Genomic DNA, 19,765 nt, shown 5'->3' with positions numbered 1-19,765 from the left:
TTACTATACCCGTCAGTATAAATATTCCAGCTGCTCTTCGCGAAAGGTCATTCATCATGTTTCGCCGTGCCTTGCCCCTCGCTGTGTCCCTGACCCTTCCTCTCCTGCTCACGGCCTGTGGCAACGGCGAGAGTGCGCAGCCCCTGGTGCAGCCGGCCATGGTGGTGCAGCCGGAACCGGCCGCCGATGCGGTGGACACCTTCCCGGGTGAGGTGCGGGCGCGCTATGAGCCGGAGCTGGCTTTCCGCATCGGCGGCAAGGTGGCCAAACGGCTGGTGGAAGTGGGGCAGCGGGTGAAGAAGGAGCAGCCGCTGGCCGAACTCGACCCTCAGGATGTCCGCCTTCAGCTCGAGGCCAGCCGGGCCCAGGTCGCGGCCGCCGAGGCCAATCTCAAGCTGGTGCGGGCCGAGCGCGATCGCTACCGGACCCTGCTGGACCGGCAGATGATCAGCCGCTCCCAGTACGACAACGTGGAGAACCAGTACCGTGCGGGCGAAGCGCGGGTGAAGCAGATCAAGGCCGAGTTCAACGTGGCCAGCAACCAGGCCGCCTACACCGTACTGCGGGCGTCCCAGGACGGGGTGATCGCCAGCCGTCGTGCGGAGGTGGGGCAGGTGGTGGCTGCTGGCCAGACCCTGTTCACCCTGGCGGCCGACGGTGAGCGCGAAGTGCTGATCAGCTTGCCGGAGCACGCCATCGACCGCTTCAAGGTAGGGCAGGACGTGGCGGTGGAGCTCTGGTCCCTGCCCGGGCAGCGGTTCCCGGCGCGGATACGCGAGCTGGCCCCGGCGGCCGATCCGCAGTCCCGCACCTTCGCCGCACGGGTTGCCTTCCTCGCCGGCAAGGTGCCGGCGGAGCTCGGCCAGAGTGCCCGTGTCTTCATTCGCAGCCAGGGCGAGGTGCCGCTGTCGGTGCCGCTCTCCGCCCTGACCGCGGAGGCGGGCCAGCCCTATGTGTGGGTGGTCGACCCGCAGAGTTCCACACTCCAGCGTCGACGGGTCCGCGTGGGTCCCTATGGCGAGGACCGGGTGCCGGTGCTGGAGGGCCTGAAGCCGGATGAATGGGTGGTGGCGGCTGGCGTCCAGGTGCTCCGCGAGGGCCAGCAGGTGCGTCCGGTGGACCGGGCCAACCGTCTGGTGAAGCTGTTGGCCAAGGAGTAGGCGCGATGAACTTCAACCTCTCCGCCTGGGCGCTGCAGAACCGCCAGATCGTCCTCTACATCATGCTGCTGCTGGGGCTGGTGGGTGCCATTTCCTACACCAAGCTGGGTCAGAGCGAGGACCCGCCCTTCACCTTCAAGGCGATGGTGATACGCACCAACTGGCCGGGGGCGAGCGCCGAGGAAGTGTCCCGCCAGGTCACCGAACGCATCGAGAAGAAGCTGATGGAGACCGGCGAGTACGACAAGATCGTTTCCTTCTCGCGCCCCGGTGAATCCCAGGTGACCTTCATCGCCCGGGATTCCATGCATTCCGACGAGATACCGGAGCTCTGGTACCAGGTGCGGAAGAAGGTCGGCGATATACGCCACACGCTGCCCCAGGGTATCCAGGGCCCCTTCTTCAACGACGAGTTCGGCACCACCTTCGGCAACATCTATGCGCTGACCGGGGAAGGGTTCGACTACGCCGTGCTCAAGGATTACGCCGACCGTATCCAGCTGCAGCTGCAGCGGGTGAAGGATGTGGGCAAGGTGGAGCTGCTGGGGCTGCAGGACGAGAAGATCTGGATCGAGCTTTCCAACACCAAGCTGGCGACCCTCGGGCTGCCCCTGGCGGTGGTCCAGCAGGCCCTGGAGGAGCAGAACGCGGTGGTTGCCGCAGGCTTCTTCGAAACCCCGACCGACCGTGTGCAATTGCGGGTATCCGGTCGTTTCGACTCGGTGCGGGAGATTCGCGACTTCCCCATCCGCGTGGGTGACCGTACTTTCCGCATCGGTGATGTGGCCGATGTGCGCCGCGGTTTCAACGACCCGCCCGCACCACGCATGCGCTTCATGGGGGAGGATGCCATCGGCTTGGCCGTGTCCATGAAGAGTGGTGGCGACATCCTGGTGCTGGGCAAGGCGCTGGAGGCCGAGTTCGCCCGCCTGCAGCAGAAGCTGCCGGCCGGCATGGAGCTGCGCAAGGTCTCGGACCAGCCGGCGGCGGTGAAGACGGGCGTCGGCGAGTTCGTCCAGGTGCTTACCGAGGCCCTGGTCATCGTGCTGCTGGTGAGTTTCTTTTCCCTCGGCCTGCGCACTGGCCTGGTGGTGGCGCTGTCGATCCCGCTGGTGCTGGCCATGACCTTCGCGATCATGTACTACCTCGGCATCGGCCTGCACAAGATCTCCCTCGGCGCCCTGGTGCTGGCGCTGGGGCTGCTGGTGGACGACGCGATCATCGCGGTGGAGATGATGGCCATCAAGATGGAGCAGGGCTACGACCGGCTCAAGGCCGCCAGCTACGCCTGGACCAGTACCGCCTTCCCGATGCTTACCGGCACCCTGATCACCGCCGCCGGATTCCTGCCCATTGCCACCGCCCAGTCGGGTACCGGCGAATACACCCGCTCCATCTTCCAGGTGGTGACCATCGCCCTGGTGGTTTCCTGGATCGCCGCAGTGATGTTCGTGCCCTACCTGGGCGACCGCCTGCTACCGGACCTGGCCAAACTGCACGCGAAGAAGCATGGCGGCGGCGCCGGGGGCCATGATCCCTATGCCACGCCCTTCTACCAGCGCGTCCGTCGCGTCGTGGAGTGGTGCGTGCGGCGGCGCAAGACCGTGATCCTGGCGACCCTGGCGGCCTTCGTCGCCTCCATCATGCTGTTCCGCCTGGTGCCCCAGCAGTTCTTTCCGCCGTCCGGACGCCTGGAGCTGATGGTGGACCTCAAGCTCAACGAGGGCGCGTCCCTGGCCAATACCGAAGGCGAGGTGAAGCGCCTGGAGGCGCTGCTGCGCGACCATCCGGGTGTGGATAACTACGTGGCCTATGTCGGCACCGGCTCGCCGCGTTTCTATCTACCCCTCGACCAGCAGCTGCCGGCGGCGAGCTTCGCCCAGTTCGTGGTGCTGGCCAAGTCCATCGAGGAGCGGGAGGAAATCCGCAGCTGGCTGATCCAGACGCTGAACAATGACTTCCCCACCCTGCGCAGCCGCATATCGCGCCTGGAGAACGGCCCGCCGGTGGGCTATCCGGTGCAGTTCCGCGTGTCCGGCGAGCATATCGACGAGGTCCGCGAGCTGGCCCGCAAGGTGGCCGACAAGGTGCGGGAGAACCCCCATGTGGTGAACGTCCACCTGGACTGGGAGGAGCCGAGCAAGGTGGTGCGGCTGAATATCGACCAGGACCGCGCCCGCGCCATGGGGGTGAGCACCGCCGACCTGTCGCGCTTCCTGCAGAGTTCGCTGACCGGCGCACCCGTGAGCCACTACCGGGAGGACAACGAGCTGATCGAGATCCTCCTGCGTGGCACGGTGCGCGAGCGCCAGGAGCTGGCGCTGCTGCCGAGCCTGGCGGTGCCCACCGACAACGGCCAGAGCGTGCCGCTGTCGCAGATCGCCACCCTGGAGTATGGCTTCGAGGAGGGCATCATCTGGCACCGCAACCGCCTGCCCACCGTCACGGTGCGCGCCGATATCTACGACAAGTCGCTTCCGGCCAGCCTGGTGCAGGCCATCTCGCCCACCCTGGACCCGATCCGGGCCGAGCTGCCGGATGGCTACCTGCTGGACGTCGGCGGCACGGTGGAGGATTCGGCACGGGGCCAGAAGTCGGTGAACGCCGGTGTCCCGCTGTTCATCGTGGTGGTACTGACCCTGCTGATGCTGCAGCTGAAGAGCTTCTCCCGCTCGGCCATGGTGTTCCTCACCGCGCCGCTGGGACTGATCGGCGTGACCCTGTTTCTGCTGGTGTTCCGCCAGCCCTTCGGCTTCGTCGCCATGCTCGGCACCATCGCCCTGGCGGGGATGATCATGCGCAACTCGGTGATCCTGGTGGACCAGATCGAGCAGGACATCGCTGCTGGCCTGGATCGCTGGCACGCCATCATCGAGGCGACCGTGCGGCGATTCCGGCCTATCGTCCTGACCGCCCTGGCGGCGGTGCTGGCCATGATCCCGCTGTCCCGCAGCGTCTTCTTCGGCCCCATGGCGGTGGCGATCATGGGCGGCCTGATCGTCGCCACCGCACTGACCCTGCTGTTCCTGCCGGCGCTCTATGTGGCCTGGTTCCGGGTCAAGCCGGTGGAGGCCCGGGAGGTGCGGCCGGATTCCGCTGCGGATCCCCACCTCAGCCACTGATCAAGAAAGGCCCCTTCGGGGCCTTTCTCCTGGTGCGGCGGGACGTCAGAGGGCGCCGAAGACCTTCTTCGCCAGGCTGGTGGCGGCGCCCGCCGGGTTCTGGCGGATGCTGGCTTCCTGCTCGGCGATCATCTTGAACAACCCATCCAGCGCTTCTTCGGTCACGTAGCTCTCGATGTTGGCGCTCTTGGCGTCCACCACGCCGAAGCTGGCGGCCTGGCCGGCGAAGCTGTTGTACTGCTGGGCCAGGCCCACCTTGTCGGTGGCCTGCTTGACGATGGGCAGGAAGCGGGTGCGCAGCTGGTCGCGGCTGGTTTTGTTCAGGTACTGGGTGGCGGCGTCGTCGGTGCCGGCCAGGATCGACTTGGCGTCCTGCACGGTCATCTTCTTCACGGCGTCCACCAGCAGTGCCTGGGCTTCCGGAACGGCGGCTTCGGCGGCCTTGTTCATGGTGGCTTCCAGCTGTTCCACCTGGTCGCCCATGCCCATCATCTTCATCGTCCTGGCGGCCTTGCCGAGATTGCCCGGCAGCTCGATGCGCACCTCGGGGTTATCGGCGAAGCCGCCGGGTTTGCCCAACTGCTGCACGGCAACCTTGGCGCCCTGGGTCAGGGCATCCTTCAGGCCGCCACTGGCGTCCTGCTGGCTGAGGTCTGCGAGGGACAGGGCGAAGGCGCTGGCGGACAGGGCGAGGCCGGCGCAAAGGGTGGCGATTCGAATCATTGCAGCATCCTTGTGGCGGGGGGATGAGTGGTTCGGACGGCATCAGGTGCGCGTCAGCGGACCGGGTCGACCCTGATGCGCAGGGGGCCGGGTCGCTCCTATCCAGTTTAACCGAGTGCCGTTCGGCGCTGACGAAGATCAGCCCGCCGTCCCGTTCGATGCGCGCGTTCACCCTGCTGGTGGGATGGCGGGCGCAAGCGGCCAGCGGGCCAGTGGAATCGCCCCCGGAGGGGCGATGGGGTCAGGATTGCCCTTCGTCCAGGCTGGCGCTGGAGATGGCGTTCAGGGTGTTGTTGAATTGCACCGTTTCGTTGAAGGAGCGCACCAGGCTACGAAACCTGTCCTTGGCGGCGACGAGCTGCTTCAGCTTTTCCGCCAGGTCCTCCTCCTTGCGATTCAGGCTCGCCTCGCGATCGTCCAGGGCATCGCCGCGACGCTGCAGGGTGTCCCCCAGTTCGTCGTTGCGGGCTTTCTCCTGACGCAGGGTTTCCGCCAGGCGGGCGGAGTTGCGATCCCGGGCTTCAAGGTTCTCCGCCAGGGTCTTCAGGGCCGCGCTGCGTTCGACCTGGGCGCGCGCATGCTCCTCGACCTCGCGTTGCAGGGCCTGCTGTTCCCGAAGCAGGCGTGCCTCCAACTGGCGCAGTTGTTCTTCCTTGTCGGCGAGGAAGCGTTCGCGCTCCTGCTGCTGGAGCCGTCGTTTCTCCTGGATCTCCTGTTGCTTGAGGGCGTCCAGTTTCTGCTGGGTGAGGTCCTTCGCCATTTCCGCAAGGGAGTCCAGGGTGCTCTGCACGTCGCCGAGCACGGTGTCGGTCTCCAGGCCCAGGGATGGGGTGGGGATCGCGCCGGACGCCCCAACTTCCGGCGTCTCGGGCGGCGTCTCGGGATTGGGGGCCGCCGGGGTGTCCTCGGCGCTGGGCGAGGGGGACTCGACCGGTTCGGCCTCTTCGGCGGCAGGGGACAGCGCGGCTTCGGTGGCTTCGAGGGGCTGGGCCTCAGGCTCCAGGAGCGGGATTACCCCGTCGCCGGGCGGCAGGCTGAAGTCCACGCCCAGTGCCAGGGCGGAGATCTGCGCCGACGCCTGCGTAGCGGGCTCGTCGACCCGGGGCGGGGATATGGATGGCAAGGGGTCGCCGGTATTGGCGCTGTCACGGGTGGCGATGAGCCTGTTCATCGAGACGCGGCTGAGCGAGAGGAAGCGGTGCTCCGTCGCGATGGGCGGCTGCCGGTCGCCGCCGGTGATCTCGCCCTCGAGCTCGATGAAGTGGAACTCGGGCAGGTTCGATCCGCTCATTCTTCCACCCCCTTGGTGATCTGCTTCAGCACCTCCACTGCGCATCGCCATTCTTCTTCGGACTCCAGGTTCTCCAGGCGGTAGCCGGCGTCCTCTGGCACGGCGCTGGCCACATAGACCTTGGACGTGCCGTGACGGCTGTCTTCGTTGAGGGTGTAGACGAGGATGTTGCGGTCGATCCGGGGGATGGCGAAGCTGCACAGGATGACCGCGTTGGCCGATTCCCGGGCCTCGTTCTCGACGGTGATGGTTTTCAGGATCATGGCGGGTTCTTCCGTACCAGGGAGTGAAGGTGCGCGTTGGCGCAGGGACGGATGGTACGGAGGAGGGAGGGGTAAACCTGTCGGGGTGATTCCCATGCTGATGTGGGAATGCTCCGCAACCTGTGTTCCGGTATCCGGGCCTGGTCCTGCAGGGCCAGGCCCGGACGCCTGTCAGCTCACATCCTCCGGGACGGGGGCGTCGGTTTCGGCGTGGCGATCGAGGGCCACCTGGCGGATCGACAGGCGAATTTCCGCGGGCAGTACGCGCTTCGCGGCGCCCTCGGCCAGCTCGCCCAGCTGTTCGTGGTAGCTCAGCTTGCCCGCCTCGTCCCGACGCAGCACGCGCTGGTCCAGCAAGGTCTGGATGAAGTGGCGGAACAGGGTCTTGTCGAAGAACTCCGGGGCGTTCAGGCCATGGAGGATCGACAGGCGCTGGGCCATCACGGTGCAGAGGTCCTCCAGTTCCTCGGCGCTCAACTGGTTCTGGCCAGCGTTGAGCAGCAGGGCGATGGCCATGTAGAAGCGCTGGAGCGTCTGGATGATCGCGCGGGCCAGCAGGGTGAGCAGCACGAACTGGCGGGAACTGGGTGCCGGTCGCACGTAGACGTCCCCCTCCACCTTGAGCAGGCCCTGTTCGACGAAGGCCGCCAGCCACTGGTCCACCACGCCTTCCACTTCCTCCGCATCCCAGCGGATGAACAGCTCCGCCTGCAGGTAGGGGTAGAGGGCCCGGGTGTAGCGCAGGATCTGTTCCCGGCTCATGCGCGCAGCGCTCTGGAAGAAGCAGGCCAGCAGTGCCGGAAGCGCGAACACGTGGAGCACGTTGTTGCGGTAGTAGGTCATCAGGACGGCGTTCTGCTCGTCCAGGTAGAGGATCCTGCCCAGGGCGTCCTTCTGTTCCGCCAGCAGGTTCATGCTCTGCACGTACCGGATGAGCGCCTGCCCATCGCCTTCGGGGAGGGTGGCGTGGGGCGAATAGGGCACGGCGCGGAGCAGGGCCAGGTAGAGGTCCAGCACCCGGGTCAGGGCGCGTTCGTCCAGGGCCAGGCGGCTGGTGGAGAGCAGCGCCAGGGCCACCAGGTTGACCGGGTTGATGGCCGCGGCGTCGTTGAGGTGGCGGGCGATGTGCACGGCCAGGCGGTTGGTGGTGTCGTTGAGCCAGGCCGGGCGGTACTGCGGGCCCGCCTCCTCGGTACGCCAGCCGGGCTGTTGCTGGTCGAGGAACTCTGCCAGCTTGATGGGCTCGCCGAAGTTCACCGCTACCCTGCCGAAGCGCAGCTTGAGCGCGCCAATGACCTTGAAGAGGTCGAAGATGGACTCCTTCTTCTTGCTCTTGCCGCGCAGCTCGCCCAGGTAGGTGCGCCCTTCGAGCACCCGTTCGTAGCCGATGTACACCGGTACGAAGACGATGGGCAGGCGCGAGGAGCGCAGGAAGCTGCGCAGGGTGATGGCCAGCATGCCGGTCTTGGGGTGGAGCATGCGGCCGGTGCGGGAACGCCCGCCCTCGACGAAGTACTCCACCGGGAAGCCACGGCTGAACAGGGTGTGCAGGTACTCGTTGAACACCGCCGTGTAGAGCGGGTTGCCCTTGAAGGTCCGTCGCATGAAGAAGGCGCCGCCCCGGCGCAGCAGGCCGCCGATCACCGGCATGTTGAGGTTGATGCCGGCGGCGATGTGAGGGGGCGTCAGGCCATTGCGGAACAGCAGGTAGGACAGCAGCAGGTAGTCGATGTGGCTGCGGTGGCAGGGGACGTAGATGACTTCGTGACCATGGGCGACGTCCTGCACCTGCTCGATGTGGTTGACCCTGATGCCTTCGTACAGCTTGTTCCAGAACCAGGACAGCACCACCTCGAGGAAGCGGATGGCGGTATAGGCGAAGTCCGAGGCGATCTCGTTGCCGTACTTCAGGGCCTGGGCCTCGGCGGTGGCGAGGCTGATCTTCTCGCGTTCGGCTTCCTCGGCGACGGCCTGGCGCACCAGCGGCGCCCGCACGAGGCCTTTCACCAGGTTGCGCCGGTGGGACAGGTCCGGGCCGATGACGGCGGTCTTCTGGTTGCGGAAGTGCACCCGGAGGATGCGGTTGACCATGCGCAGGGTCCGTTCGGGCCCCTTGTCCTGCTCCACCAGCTCACGCAAGTGGATGGGGGCGGAGAATTGCACCCGGGTCTTGCGGCCGAGGATGAGGATGCTCACCAGCTTGCGCAGCCGGCCGGTCACCGCCCAGCTGTCGGCGAACAGCAGCTTCCAGGGGCTTGTCTCGCGGTCCGGCGACTGGCCCCAGAACACCGTCACCGGGATGATCTGGGCATCGTCCACCGCGTGCTGGCCGAGGGCGCCCAGCACCCGCACCAGGGTCGGTGAGGCGCCGCGCTTGTCCTGGCCGCCGAACCAGCCCGGCTCCGGCGTCAGGTAGAAGAAGGCCGCCGGTTCCAGCAGCTCCCCCACCGCCACGGGCAGGACCGGACGCGGCAGGCCGGCCTTGGTGCACTCCCGATCCACCACGGCCAGGTCGCTGGCCGAGGGTTGCTGCAGCACGTAGAACACCGGCTTGCTGCGGTCCAGCCTGAGGCTGAAGGCGGACTGGTTGATGGTTTCCGAGCGCACCCAGACGTAGAGCAGGCGGCGCAGGATGCCGAAGGCGAGTCGGCGGAAGGGGGAGCGGGTCATGGCACGGCGAGTGTGAAACGAGCGATTGCTCGGGGCGGCTAGTTTGCCGGATTCCCGGCTCGCCCGCAAAAGACCGGAGGCGGCGGAACCCTGATAAAAATGCTGCAACTTTTCTGCGAAATGGCCGTCTTGCAATGCCTGCGGTTGACTCCTTATAGTCCGCCAGCGTTCGCAAGGCCCCGGAGGCCAGCATGGCCAGGGGCTTTTCCCTTCGGGATCAGAGGCCATGATAGAAATAACGAACCTGACCAAGCGCTTTGCGCACCATACAGCCGTGGACAACCTGTCCTTCAGCGTCGCACCGGGGGAGGTGCTGGGGTTCCTGGGCCCCAACGGCGCGGGCAAGTCCACCACCATGAAAATGCTCACCGGCTTCCTGGCGCCCACCTCGGGCAGCGCCAGCGTCTTCGGTTTCGATATCCAGAAGCAGACCCTCAAGGCCCAGCGCGAGATCGGCTACCTGCCCGAGGGCGCGCCCTGCTATGGCGACATGACGGTGCGCGGCTTCCTCGAATTCATCGCCGAGATCCGGGGCTTCCGGGGCGCCGAGAAGAAGGCGCGGGTCGCCCAGGCCGCCGGGCAGGTGGAGCTGGAGAAGGTCCTCGGCCAGTCCATCGAGACCCTGTCCAAGGGCTTCAAGCGCCGCGTCGGGCTGGCCCAGGCGATCCTCCATGATCCACGGGTGCTGATACTCGACGAGCCCACCGACGGCCTCGACCCGAACCAGAAGCACCAGGTGCGCCAGCTGATCCAGAGCCTGGCCCGGGACAAGATCGTGATCATCTCCACCCATATCCTCGAGGAGGTCACGGCGGTCTGCACCCGCGCCCTGGTGATCGCCGCCGGCAAGCGCGTCGCCGACGGCACGCCCTTCGAGCTGGAAAGCCGTTCCCGCTATCACCAGGCGGTGACGCTGGTGGCCGCGGAGCCCCTGGATATGGTGGCCCTGGCGGTGCTGCCGGGCGTCGCCGGTATCGAGGAGAACGCCATCGAGGGCGGGCTGACCATTCTCGCCAAGCCCGGCGAGGTGATCTTCCCGCAGGTGAACCAGCTCATCCACGAGCGCGGCTGGAAGGTGAAGGAACTGGATGTGGAACGTGGCCGACTGGACGAAGTGTTCCGCCGACTGACCCGGGGAGAAGCGGCATGAAGCAGTTGCCGGTCATTTTCAAGCGCGAGCTGGCCAGCTACTTCGCCACGCCGCTGGCTTACGTGTTCATCGTGATCTTCCTGGTGCTGTCCGGGGTCTTCACCTTCTACCTGGGCGGTTTCTACGAAAGCGGACAGGCCAGCCTCGCCCCGTTCTTCAACTTCCACCCCTGGCTCTACCTGTTCCTGGTGCCGGCCATCGCCATGCGCCTCTGGGCGGAGGAGCGCAAGTCCGGCTCCATCGAGTTGCTGATGACCCTGCCCATCACCCGCTTCGAGGCGGTGACCGGCAAGTTCCTCGCCGCCTGGGCCTTCGCCGGGCTGGCGTTGCTGTTGACCTTCCCCATGGTCATCACGGTCAACTACCTGGGTGAGCCGGACAACGGCGCCATCGTCACCGGCTACATCGGCAGCTGGCTGCTGGCCGGCGCCTTCCTGGCCATCGGCTCCTGCATGTCGGCGCTGGCCAAGAACCAGGTGATCGCCTTCATCCTCGCCGTCAGCGTGTGCTTCCTCTTCATCGTCAGCGGTTTCCCGCTGGTGCTCGACGCCTTCAGCGCCTGGGCGCCCCAGTGGCTGCTGGATGCCGTGGCTTCGCTGAGCTTCCTGACCCGTTTCGATGCCATCAGCAAGGGCGTGATCGACCTGCGTGACCTGCTCTACTTCGTCACCCTGATCGCCGCCTGGCTGGCCGCCACCGCCGTGGTGGTCGATCTGAAGAAGGCCGACTGAACATGAAAAGACTGATGTATTCCGGCGCCGGGCTGCTGCTCATCGCCCTGGCCTTCCTGGCGTTCAACCTGTTCGCCGGACTGACCCTGACCAACGCGCGGCTCGACCTCACCGAGCAGAAGCTCTACACCATCTCGGACGGCACGAAGAAGGTCCTCGGCGAGCTCGACGAGCCCATCAACCTGTACTTCTTCTACTCCGACAAGACCGCCAAGGACCTGGTGGTCCTGCGCAACTATGCCCGCCGCGTCGAGGAAATGCTCAAGGCCTACGAGCGGGCGGCCGATGGCAGGATCCGCCTGCACATCATCGACCCGGAACCCTTCTCCGAGGATGAGGACAAGGCGGCCGAGTTCGGCCTGCAGGCGGTGCCCCTGCAGCAGGGAGGGGATCAGGTGTACTTCGGCCTGGCCGGCACCAACGGCGTCGACGACACCCAGATCATCCCCTTCTTCCCGCTGGACCAGGAGGAATTCCTCGAGTACGAGATCAGCCGCCTCGTTCAGGGGCTGGCCAAGCCGGAGCGGCCGGTGGTCGGTGTCCTTTCCGGGCTGCAGCTCAATGGGGGCTTCGACATGATGAGCCGGCAGCCGACGCCGCCCTGGATGGTGATGGAAGAGGTCCGCCAGCTGTTCCAGATCGAGAGCCTCAAGGCCGACGTCGACCAGATCCCGGACAAGGTCTCGGTCCTGCTGCTGGTGCATCCGAAGAACCTGCCGCAGCAGACCCTTTACGCCATCGACCAGTTCGTCCTGCGCGGTGGCAAGCTGCTGGCCTTCGTCGATCCCTGGAGCGAGGCCGACAGCGGCATGGAGATGCCCGGCGAACCGGGGGGTGACAAGGCGTCCGACCTGGCGCCGCTGTTCAAGGCCTGGGGGCTGGAGATGCTGCCGGGCAAGGTGCTGGGCGACGGGGCCAACGCGATGTCGGTGAGCATGGGCGAGGGCAGGCCGCCGGCGCGTCACGCCGCCTGGCTCAACCTGCCCAGGCACAGCCTGGACCAGGGCGATGTCAGCACGGCGGGCCTGGAGAACATCACCGTGGCCACCGCCGGTATTCTCAAGCCCCTGGACGGCGCCAGGACCCGTTTCATCCCGCTGATCCAGAGCTCCGAGTACGCGATGCCCTTCGATGCCCAGCGTTTCGGCATGCTGGCCGACCCGGAGGAGCTGATCCGCGAACTCAAGCCCACCGGCGAGCGCTATACCCTGGCCGCCCGTATCAGCGGCCCCGCAGGGTCCGCGTTCCCGGACGGCATCGAGGGCCGCAAGGATGGCCTGAAGTCGGCGGAGAACATCAACGTCATCGCGGTGGCCGATACCGACATGCTCAGTGACCGCATGTGGGTGCAGGTGCAGGATTTCTTCGGCCAGCGGGTCCCGCAGCCCTGGGCTGACAACTCGGGGTTCGCCATCAACGCCCTGGATAACCTGGCCGGCTCCGATGCGCTGATCAGCGTGCGCTCCCGAGGCCGCTTCAGCCGTCCCTTCGAGGTGGTGGAACAGCTCCAGCGCGACGCCGAGGTGAAGTTCCGCGAGCAGGAGCAGGCGCTCCAGCAGCGACTGGCCGACACCGAGCAGAAGCTGGCGTCCCTGCAGCAGAACCAGGACCCGGCCAAGGCCCTGGAACTGACGCCCGAGCAGCAGGCTGCCTTGCAGCAGTTCGTCCAGGAGAAGCTGCGTATCCGCAAGGAGCTGCGTGAGGTGCGTTTCCAGCTCAATGCCAGCATCGAGGACCTGGGGCGCACCCTGAAATTCATCAACATCGCCCTGGTGCCGCTGCTGCTCACCCTGGGCGTGCTGGTGCTTTGGCTGTGGCGCCGTCGGCGCGCCTGAGGAGGACAAGATGGGACGCAAAGGTCTGATCATCCTCGCCCTGCTGGTCGCAGGGCTGGGCACGGCCTATTTCATCCAGCAGGAGCGGGCGCGACCCCAGTCGCTTCCCGCCACCGCCAACCGTGAATCGCTGCTGCCCGAGCTTCAGGGCGCGCTAAAGGGGTTGACCGCGCTGGACATTCGCAGCCCCGGCCTGCCGGAGATCCGCCTCGAGCGCCAGGGCGATGGCTGGGTGATTCCGGCCAAGGCCGGCTACCCGGCAGCGGACCCGACCGTGGCCGGCCTGCTGCGTGCGCTGGCGGATGCGCGCAAGGTGGAGGCCAAGACGGCCAACCCCGAGCTGCACGGTCGCGTCGGCCTGGCCGAGAAAGGGGCTCCGGAGGAGCAGGGCACCCGCCTCAAGCTGGAGCGCGGTGACGGCGAGCCCCTGGAGTTGCTGGTGGGCAAGCCGGCGCAACAGGGCAAGGGACAGCTGGTACGCCTGTACGGCGACAACCAGGTCTGGCTGATCGACCAGGCCCTGCTGATTCCCGCCAGCGAACTGGGCTGGCTGGATCGTCGGGTGGTGGCCATTCCCTTCGCCAGTGTGCGACAGGTGGAGGTGGTCTATCCCAGTGGCAATACCCTGACAGTCTTCCGTGACTCGGCCGATGAACCCAATCTCAGGGTCAAGCAACTGCCCAAGGGCCGTCGTCTGGCCTATGAGGCCGCCGCGAACGGCATGGCGACCCTGTTCGCCGGGCTGGATTTCGCCGACAACGCGCCCCTGGCGCAGGTGCAGTTCAAGGGCAAGCCGGCCTTGCGCTTCAGTCTCTCCACCTTTGACGGTGGCGAACTGAAGGGCGAGGTCTACCAGCAGGGCGAGCAGCCCTGGCTGGTACTCAAGGGGCGTGATCGGCTCGACGATGCGAAGGTGCCCGGCAAAATGGATTGGGCCTATCGGCTGGAGTCATTCCAGTACCAGGCGCTGGCCAAAAAGCTCGAGGACGTGCTCGCTGCGAAGTAGTGCAAGTAATTGTAGGACAGCGGAAAAATGCCCCAGGACGGGTCTGCTTCCGCTGTTCCCAATGCCCTGTTTTATCCGACAAAAGAACCAAAAAAGGGCGTGCAAGCCGCGTTCTGCGGCTATTCCGCACTGTCATAAAAAAGTGCTTTTCAGCGCGAACTCTTGTCGTATACTCCGGTCGCGGTCATGAAAAGAACGCCATTCGAAACGCCCGCTCCGAGCTTGATCGACGGGGTTGGTCACAACAAGAAGAACGTCCTTACCGCACCGTCGAGACTCCCTGGAAAGGGGGGCATAAAACAAAATTGCGAGTTGGAGAGAGCAGTAATGGCTGATCGTGAGATCGGAACCGTCAAGTGGTTCAATGACGCCAAGGGCTATGGTTTCATTCAGCGCGAAAGCGGTCCTGACGTATTCGTCCACTACCGTGCTATCCGCGGCGAGGGGCATCGCTCCCTGCTGGAAGGCCAGAAGGTAGAGTTTTCCGTTATCCAGGGTCAGAAAGGCCTGCAGGCGGAAGACGTCGCCAAGGTCTGAGACTCAACAACAAAAGGCCCGTCGATGACGGGCCTTTTGCTTTACGGCGACTGACGTCCTGGCGGGCGCCGAAGTTTCAGTCGGTGCGCCAGATGAATTCCTGTTCGCCTTCCGCGCTTACCTTGATCCAGCGGTCGGCGTCTTCCTCACCCTGTTCTTCGTCCCATCCCCCCGGCGCGCAGCGGATCTCCACCCCCAGGGCCGCATGGGCCGCATGGGCGCATCCCAGGTCGTCCTCCCAGGGCGTGGCATCGCTTTCCAGGAACAGGCTGTGCCATTTCCCGACCGCCTTTGGCAGCCAGGTCACCGGGATATCGCCGGCCCGGCACTTGTAGGTCTGGCCCCTCTGCTGCCAGGGCGTGCAGGGGCCAAGCGCCTCGTTGAGCCAGGCGGTGACGGCGTCCTGGTCGGCGTCCTTGAGGTAGATCTCGATATCGGGTTGGCGCATGGTGAGGGCTCTCTAGAGTTTCTCGATCCAATCGTAGCGAATGGAGACCGTGACCTCGAACGGCGCGGCGATGACGGCCGCACGGCGTTCGGCATTGGCGCGCCAGCCATGGGGTGTCATCGCCAGCAGGTCGGCGCGGGCCTCGGCGGCGTCCAGTTGCAAGCGGTATTCCAGGGTTTCGCTGTGGGCCAGGTGCATGCCGACGGGAACCTGCGCCAGGTGCTTTTCGTCGTCGTAGTCGCGGACTTCGTCATAGAGCTTTTCCCGCAGCTCCAGCAGGTGGCTGCGGGTGGGGCCCATGCGCAGCAGGCCGCCGCCCGGTGCCAGTAGGCGCAGGGCTTCCTGCCAATCCAGGGGACTGAATACCGACGCCAGCAGGTCGCAGCTGCCGTCCTCCAGGGGCACTCGGGCCATGCTCGCCACCAGCCAGTTGAGGTGCGGTGCGCGGCGGCAGGCGCGTTTCACCGCTTCCCGGGAGATGTCCAGGGCGTAGCCGTCGGCCTCCGGCAGGGCCTCGGCCAACTGGCCGGTGTAGTAGCCCTCGCCACAGCCGATATCCAGCCAGCGCGCGGGATCGCGATCGGCCGCCAGGCGGGCGAGGCGCGCGGCCAGGGGGCGGTAGTGGCCACCGTCGAGAAAGCGCCGACGGGCTTCCACCATGGTGGCGTTGTCGCCCGGATCACGGCTCTTCTTGTGCTGCACCGGCAACAGGTTGAAGTAGCCCTGGCGCGCGCGGTCGAAGCTGTGGTTGGCCGGGCAGGCGAGGCCGTTCGCGGTGGTGTTCAGCGGGGCCTGGCAGAGGGGGCAGATGAGTTTCATTGGGCGAGCAGGCGGACCAGGGTCTGCTGGTAGATCTCGGTGAGCAGGTCCAGGTCGCTGGCCAGCACGCGCTCATTGACCTGGTGGATGGTGGCGTTCACCGGCCCCAGTTCCACCACCTGGGTACCCAGGGTGGCGATGAAGCGGCCATCGGAAGTGCCGCCGGTGGTCGAAGGAGTGGTGTCGCGGCCGGTGATGGCCTTGATGCTGGCGGCAACCGCGTCCAGCAGTTCACCCGGCTGGGTGAGGAAGGGCAGGCCGGACAGGGCCCATTCCAGGTGGTAGTCCAGGCCGTGTTTGTCGAGGATGGCCTCGACGCGGCGCTGCAGCCCTTCCACGGTGGACTCGGTGGAAAAGCGGAAGTTGAAGATTGCCTTGAGTTCACCCGGAATCACGTTGGTGGCGCCGGTGCCGGCGTTCAGGTTGGAGACCTGGAAGCTGGTGGGTGGGAAGTAGGCGTTGCCATCGTCCCAGTGCTCGGCAGCCAGTTCGGCCAGGGCCGGGGCGGCGAGATGGATGGGGTTCTTCGCCAGGTGCGGGTAGGCCACGTGGCCCTGGACGCCGCGCACGCTGAGGGTGCAGCCGAGGGAGCCGCGTCGGCCGTTCTTGACCACGTCACCGACGAGGGAGGTGCTGGATGGCTCGCCGACGATGCACCAGTCCAGGCGCTCGCCACGGGCTGCCAGGCGTTCCACCACGGCCTTGGTGCCATGGTGCGCGGGGCCTTCTTCGTCGCTGGTGATGAGGAAGGCGATGGCGCCCCTGTGGTCCGGGTGCTCGGCGACGAAACGTTCCACCGCCACCACCATGGCGGCCAGGCTGCCCTTCATGTCCGCCGCACCGCGCCCGCAGAGCATGCCCTGTTCGTCGATCAGGGCATTGAAGGGCTGGTGCTGCCAGGCCGCCACCGGCCCGGTGGGGACCACGTCGGTATGGCCCGCGAAGCAGAGGACGGGGCCGTCACCGCCCCGAATGGCCCAGAAGTTCTCCACGTCCTCGATGCGCATGCGCTCGATGCGGAAGCCAACGGCTTCCAGGCGGCGGATCATGAGGTCCTGGCAGCCTTCATCCACCGGGGTGACCGAGGGACGACGGATCAGCTCGCAGGCGAGTTCGAGGGTGGGGGAAAGGGCAGGCATGGAAAGCTCCGGAACGCGGCACGGGTGAAAGGGCGACATCTTAAAGCAAGAACGGCGGCCAAGGGCCGCCGTTTGCAGGTCCGCACCGACGAATCCGTCGGTGCGGGGGAGCCGGGTCGCGTCAGGCGGTGGCCGGCTCGTTCTCCTCTTCCTCCTCCGTCTTCGGCAGGGAAGAGAGCAGGGCCATGATCAGCGCGGCCGCGTAGGGCAGCGACTGCACCAGCAGCGTGGCCACCCAGAACTTCACGTCGGCACTGGGCAGGCCCTGGACGACTGCGATGCCGACGGCCGCCCCCCAGAGCAGCAGCATGATGAAGACTTCTTCGCGGGCCTCGGCCAGGGCCATCAGCAGGCCATGGTTGCTGCGCATCTTCGGCGTGCGGAAGAACGGGATGGTCTTGGTGAAGAAGCCGTAGAGCACCGCCTTGGCGATGGTGTGCGAGAGCGCGAGCCCCGCCACCGCGGCACAGAAGGCGTCCTTCAGGTTGACGCCCACCGCGCGCTGGTAGAGGAAGACGATCTTGCCGAGTTTAAAGAAGAACAGCGCCAGCGGCGGGATGGCGAAGATCAGCAGCGGCGGGTCGACCCGTTGCGGCACGATGATCATCGCTGCCGACCAGAGCAGCGCACCGACGGTGAAGAAGATGTTCAGGCCATCGGCCACCCAGGGCAGCCAGCCGGCGATGAAGTGGTAGCGCTGGCCTCGCTTGAGTTTGGACTCCTTGCCCAGGAACAGGCTGCGGGCATGCCCCTTCATGATCTGGATGGCGCCATAGGCCCAGCGGAAGCGTTGCTTCTTGTAGTCGATGAAGGTGTCCGGCATCAGGCCCTTGCCGAAGCTGTCATGGGCGTAGGCGGCGGCGTAGCCGGCCTTGAAGACGCGCAGGCCCAGTTCGGCATCTTCGCAGATGGTCCAGTCGGCCCATCTGAGCTCGTCCATCACGCTGCGGCGGATCATGGTCATGGTGCCGTGCTGGATGATGGCGTTGCGGTCGTTGCGGGTGACCATGCCGATGTGGAAGAAGCCCTTGTACTCCGCATAGCAGAGGCGCTTGAAGGTGCTCTCGTTGCCGTCGCGGTAGTCCTGGGGCGATTGCACCACCGCGATCTCGGGATCGGCGAAGTGCGGCACCATGTGCTTCAGCCAGTTGCGGTCGACGCAGTAGTCGGAGTCGATCACCGCCACCACTTCGGCGTCCGGCGCGGTGTGCGGCAGGATGTAGTTCAGCGCGCCGCCCTTGAAACCTTCCAGCGGGGCGACATGGAAGAAGCGGAAGCGCGGGCCCAGCTGTTCGCAGTAGTCGCGCACCGGCTCCCAGACCGCCGGGTCCTTGGTGTTGTTGTCGATGATCAGGACTTCGTAGTCCGGGTAGTCGAGGTTGGCCAGGGCGTCGAGGGTCTGTTTGACCATCTCCGGCGGCTCGTTGTAGCAGGGCACATGGATCGACACCTTGGGGCGATAGGCCGAATCACCGATCACCGGCATGAAGGGGCGTCGACGCTTGCGCACCCAGACGGCCTCGGCCAGCTCGTGGGCCTCGGTGAGCAGCACGATGAACACGCCGAGGGCGCCGATGCCCAGCAGCAGGCCGACGGTGAGGCTGAACCAGGTGCTGTACTGCTGGCTGTAGTCGTAGGCGATCCACACCAGCACGGAGCCACCGGCGAAGGCGACGAAGGTCAGGAAGGTGCGGCCGCGCTGGCGCAGGGCGCTGCCGTCGATCAGCATCAGGGCCAGGGCCAGCAGTGCCATGACTACCGAGGCCACCGCCAGGATGCGCCACTGCGGGATGGCGATCACCGGGCCTTCGAATGCGAACTTGGGTTGCCGTTCGAGGTTGTAGACACCCCAGTAGGCGCCCACGGAGCCTTCGTCACTGGCCTTCCATGGCTGGTCGAAGGCCTCGATCACGAAGTAGTTGTAGCCCTTGGCGTTGAGGGTGTTGACCAGGGTGCGCAGGTAGATGGCCTGGTCCGCCTGGGAGGCGTCGGCGCCGCCGCGCATGCGGCCGTTGCTGGGCCAGCCCACTTCGGACAGCAGCAGGGGTTTCTTCGGGAAGGCCTTCTTCAGGTCCTTGGCGCGCTCCAGGACGAACTCGGTGGAGTCCTCCATGGGAATGAATTCCCAGTACGGCAGTACGTGGGCGGCGACCAGGTCGACATGCTTGGCGAGTTCGGGGTACTTCACCCAGATGTGCCACTGCTCGGAGGTGGTCACGGGAACCTTCACGGCCGCGCGCACACGATCCAGGTAGACCATCAGGTCCTTGCGGCTGATTTCGCGACGGAACAGCGCCTCGTTGCCCACCACGACGCGGACCACGCTGCGGGACGCATTGGCGATCTCGATGGCCTTGGCGATCTCGCGCTCGTTGCGCTCCTCATCGGGGCTGATCCAGACACCCAGGGTGACCCGCAGGCCGAATTCTTCCGCGATGCGCGGGATGTCGGCGAGGGTACCGTCCACCGAGTAGGTGCGGATGTTGTCGGTCTGCTTGCTCAGCAGCTCGAGGTCCTGACGGATCTGCTCGTCGGTGGGGTAGGTGTTCTGCTGGGGGTTCTGGCCTGCGCGGAACGGCGAGTAGGAGTAGCCGGAGATCTGCTCCGGCCAGTCCGGCGCAGTGACCGGGCGGTTGTACAGTGCCCAGATGCCGGTGAACAACGCGGCGACCGCCACGAAGACCACCAGGTTGAGTCCAAATTTACGCGATGGCATAGAGGTCCAAGGGTTCCGAGTCGTGGAACTGGGTCCCATACGGAAATGACCGGCGGTTGATCATTTGCGGTACGGAACCTGGGGTAGGGCCAGCGGGGTTGCTGGTCGGCGCGAATCCTACCCCGGCGCCCAACAGCTGTATAGATTGCGACCAG

Annotated in this window: 15 protein-coding genes; 7 read left to right on the top strand and 8 right to left on the bottom strand. The window is 66.0% G+C overall.

Features of this window, described 5'->3' with window-relative positions; all coding sequences use genetic code 11:
* Positions 1–56: 56 nt before the first annotated feature.
* Both KF707C_RS22920 and KF707C_RS22915 read left to right on the top strand, forming a co-directional pair.
* Positions 57–1,160, top strand: coding sequence for an efflux RND transporter periplasmic adaptor subunit (locus KF707C_RS22920; RefSeq protein WP_004421045.1), 1,104 nt, complete (start codon positions 57–59; stop codon positions 1,158–1,160).
* Positions 1,161–1,165: 5 nt separating this feature from the next.
* Positions 1,166–4,282 carry an efflux RND transporter permease subunit gene (locus KF707C_RS22915; RefSeq protein ID WP_004421049.1) on the top strand — a complete coding sequence of 1,039 codons (3,117 nt, stop codon included), beginning with the start codon at positions 1,166–1,168 and terminating at the stop codon, positions 4,280–4,282.
* A gap of 45 nt (positions 4,283–4,327) precedes the next feature.
* Here the strand turns inward: KF707C_RS22915 and KF707C_RS22910 are convergent, their stop codons facing one another.
* The 4 genes from KF707C_RS22910 to plsB all read right to left on the bottom strand — a co-directional run bounded on the left by KF707C_RS22910 (position 4,328) and on the right by plsB (position 9,229).
* Positions 4,328–5,005 carry a DUF4197 domain-containing protein gene (locus tag KF707C_RS22910; protein ID WP_004421050.1) on the bottom strand — a complete coding sequence of 226 codons (678 nt, stop codon included), beginning with the start codon at positions 5,003–5,005 and terminating at the stop codon, positions 4,328–4,330.
* A 241-nt stretch (positions 5,006–5,246) separates the two neighbouring features.
* Positions 5,247–6,296, bottom strand: a complete 1,050-nt coding sequence (locus tag KF707C_RS22905) for a hypothetical protein (RefSeq protein ID WP_004421051.1) — start codon at positions 6,294–6,296, stop codon at positions 5,247–5,249.
* A complete protein-coding gene (locus KF707C_RS22900; protein WP_004421052.1) occupies positions 6,293–6,559 on the bottom strand; it encodes a hypothetical protein in 267 nt (88 codons plus the stop codon). The genes KF707C_RS22905 and KF707C_RS22900 overlap by 4 nt, the downstream gene beginning before the upstream one ends.
* Positions 6,560–6,730: 171 nt before the next feature.
* A complete protein-coding gene (gene plsB, locus KF707C_RS22895) occupies positions 6,731–9,229 on the bottom strand; it encodes a glycerol-3-phosphate 1-O-acyltransferase PlsB (RefSeq protein WP_004421053.1) in 2,499 nt (832 codons plus the stop codon).
* A 226-nt stretch (positions 9,230–9,455) separates the two neighbouring features.
* On the opposite strand from plsB, the gene KF707C_RS22890 reads away from it, so the two are divergent.
* From KF707C_RS22890 to KF707C_RS22870, 5 genes are all read left to right on the top strand, one after another.
* Positions 9,456–10,379, top strand: coding sequence for an ABC transporter ATP-binding protein (locus KF707C_RS22890; protein ID WP_004421054.1), 924 nt, complete (start codon positions 9,456–9,458; stop codon positions 10,377–10,379).
* Positions 10,376–11,110, top strand: coding sequence for an ABC transporter permease subunit (locus tag KF707C_RS22885; RefSeq protein ID WP_004421055.1), 735 nt, complete (start codon positions 10,376–10,378; stop codon positions 11,108–11,110). The genes KF707C_RS22890 and KF707C_RS22885 overlap by 4 nt, the downstream gene beginning before the upstream one ends.
* A 2-nt stretch (positions 11,111–11,112) precedes the next feature.
* Positions 11,113–12,945 (top strand): GldG family protein, encoded by a 1,833-nt coding sequence (locus KF707C_RS22880; RefSeq protein ID WP_036992172.1) that lies wholly within the window; start codon positions 11,113–11,115, stop codon positions 12,943–12,945.
* 10 nt (positions 12,946–12,955) lie between these two features.
* Positions 12,956–13,951: a DUF4340 domain-containing protein gene (locus KF707C_RS22875; RefSeq protein WP_004421057.1), complete on the top strand. Its 996-nt coding sequence runs from the start codon at positions 12,956–12,958 to the stop codon at positions 13,949–13,951.
* A 327-nt stretch (positions 13,952–14,278) separates the two neighbouring features.
* Entirely contained in the window at positions 14,279–14,488 is a 210-nt protein-coding gene (locus tag KF707C_RS22870) for a cold-shock protein (RefSeq protein WP_004421058.1), read from the top strand.
* Between the two features lie 76 nt (positions 14,489–14,564).
* Here KF707C_RS22870 and KF707C_RS22865 read toward each other — a convergent pair whose 3' ends face one another.
* The 4 genes from KF707C_RS22865 to KF707C_RS22850 all read right to left on the bottom strand — a co-directional run bounded on the left by KF707C_RS22865 (position 14,565) and on the right by KF707C_RS22850 (position 19,610).
* The gene (locus tag KF707C_RS22865; protein WP_004421059.1) at positions 14,565–14,936 is read right to left on the bottom strand and encodes a hypothetical protein; all 372 of its coding nucleotides are present in this window, start codon (positions 14,934–14,936) and stop codon (positions 14,565–14,567) included.
* Between the two features lie 12 nt (positions 14,937–14,948).
* Positions 14,949–15,755: a putative RNA methyltransferase gene (locus tag KF707C_RS22860; RefSeq protein ID WP_004421060.1), complete on the bottom strand. Its 807-nt coding sequence runs from the start codon at positions 15,753–15,755 to the stop codon at positions 14,949–14,951.
* On the bottom strand, positions 15,752–16,933 hold the full coding sequence (dapE, locus tag KF707C_RS22855) for a succinyl-diaminopimelate desuccinylase (RefSeq protein ID WP_085986646.1): 1,182 nt from the start codon (positions 16,931–16,933) through the stop codon (positions 15,752–15,754). Before dapE ends, KF707C_RS22860 begins: the two co-directional genes overlap by 4 nt.
* 82 nt (positions 16,934–17,015) lie before the next feature.
* Positions 17,016–19,610: a glycosyltransferase gene (locus KF707C_RS22850; RefSeq protein WP_004421062.1), complete on the bottom strand. Its 2,595-nt coding sequence runs from the start codon at positions 19,608–19,610 to the stop codon at positions 17,016–17,018.
* Between the last annotated feature and the right edge of the window lie 155 nt (positions 19,611–19,765).

This window comes from Pseudomonas furukawaii, assembly GCF_002355475.1.
In the GTDB taxonomy this organism is placed as follows: domain Bacteria; phylum Pseudomonadota; class Gammaproteobacteria; order Pseudomonadales; family Pseudomonadaceae; genus Metapseudomonas; species Metapseudomonas furukawaii.
Note: the sequence above shows the minus strand (reverse complement) of the source record. Positions and strands in the feature narration are given on the sequence as shown.

Excerpts from the sequence above, each read along its gene's own strand:
- KF707C_RS22920 (WP_004421045.1), top strand. The coding sequence starts at position 57 with ATGTTTCGCCGTGCCTTGCCCCTCGCTGTGTCCCTGACCCTTCCTCTC.
- KF707C_RS22915 (WP_004421049.1), top strand. The coding sequence starts at position 1,166 with ATGAACTTCAACCTCTCCGCCTGGGCGCTGCAGAACCGCCAGATCGTC.
- KF707C_RS22910 (WP_004421050.1), bottom strand. The coding sequence starts at position 5,005 with ATGATTCGAATCGCCACCCTTTGCGCCGGCCTCGCCCTGTCCGCCAGC.
- KF707C_RS22905 (WP_004421051.1), bottom strand. The coding sequence starts at position 6,296 with ATGAGCGGATCGAACCTGCCCGAGTTCCACTTCATCGAGCTCGAGGGC.
- KF707C_RS22900 (WP_004421052.1), bottom strand. The coding sequence starts at position 6,559 with ATGATCCTGAAAACCATCACCGTCGAGAACGAGGCCCGGGAATCGGCC.
- plsB (WP_004421053.1), bottom strand. The coding sequence starts at position 9,229 with ATGACCCGCTCCCCCTTCCGCCGACTCGCCTTCGGCATCCTGCGCCGC.
- KF707C_RS22890 (WP_004421054.1), top strand. The coding sequence starts at position 9,456 with ATGATAGAAATAACGAACCTGACCAAGCGCTTTGCGCACCATACAGCC.
- KF707C_RS22885 (WP_004421055.1), top strand. The coding sequence starts at position 10,376 with ATGAAGCAGTTGCCGGTCATTTTCAAGCGCGAGCTGGCCAGCTACTTC.
- KF707C_RS22880 (WP_036992172.1), top strand. The coding sequence starts at position 11,113 with ATGAAAAGACTGATGTATTCCGGCGCCGGGCTGCTGCTCATCGCCCTG.
- KF707C_RS22875 (WP_004421057.1), top strand. The coding sequence starts at position 12,956 with ATGGGACGCAAAGGTCTGATCATCCTCGCCCTGCTGGTCGCAGGGCTG.
- KF707C_RS22870 (WP_004421058.1), top strand. The coding sequence starts at position 14,279 with ATGGCTGATCGTGAGATCGGAACCGTCAAGTGGTTCAATGACGCCAAG.
- KF707C_RS22865 (WP_004421059.1), bottom strand. The coding sequence starts at position 14,936 with ATGCGCCAACCCGATATCGAGATCTACCTCAAGGACGCCGACCAGGAC.
- KF707C_RS22860 (WP_004421060.1), bottom strand. The coding sequence starts at position 15,755 with ATGAAACTCATCTGCCCCCTCTGCCAGGCCCCGCTGAACACCACCGCG.
- dapE (WP_085986646.1), bottom strand. The coding sequence starts at position 16,933 with ATGTCGCCCTTTCACCCGTGCCGCGTTCCGGAGCTTTCCATGCCTGCC.
- KF707C_RS22850 (WP_004421062.1), bottom strand. The coding sequence starts at position 19,610 with ATGCCATCGCGTAAATTTGGACTCAACCTGGTGGTCTTCGTGGCGGTC.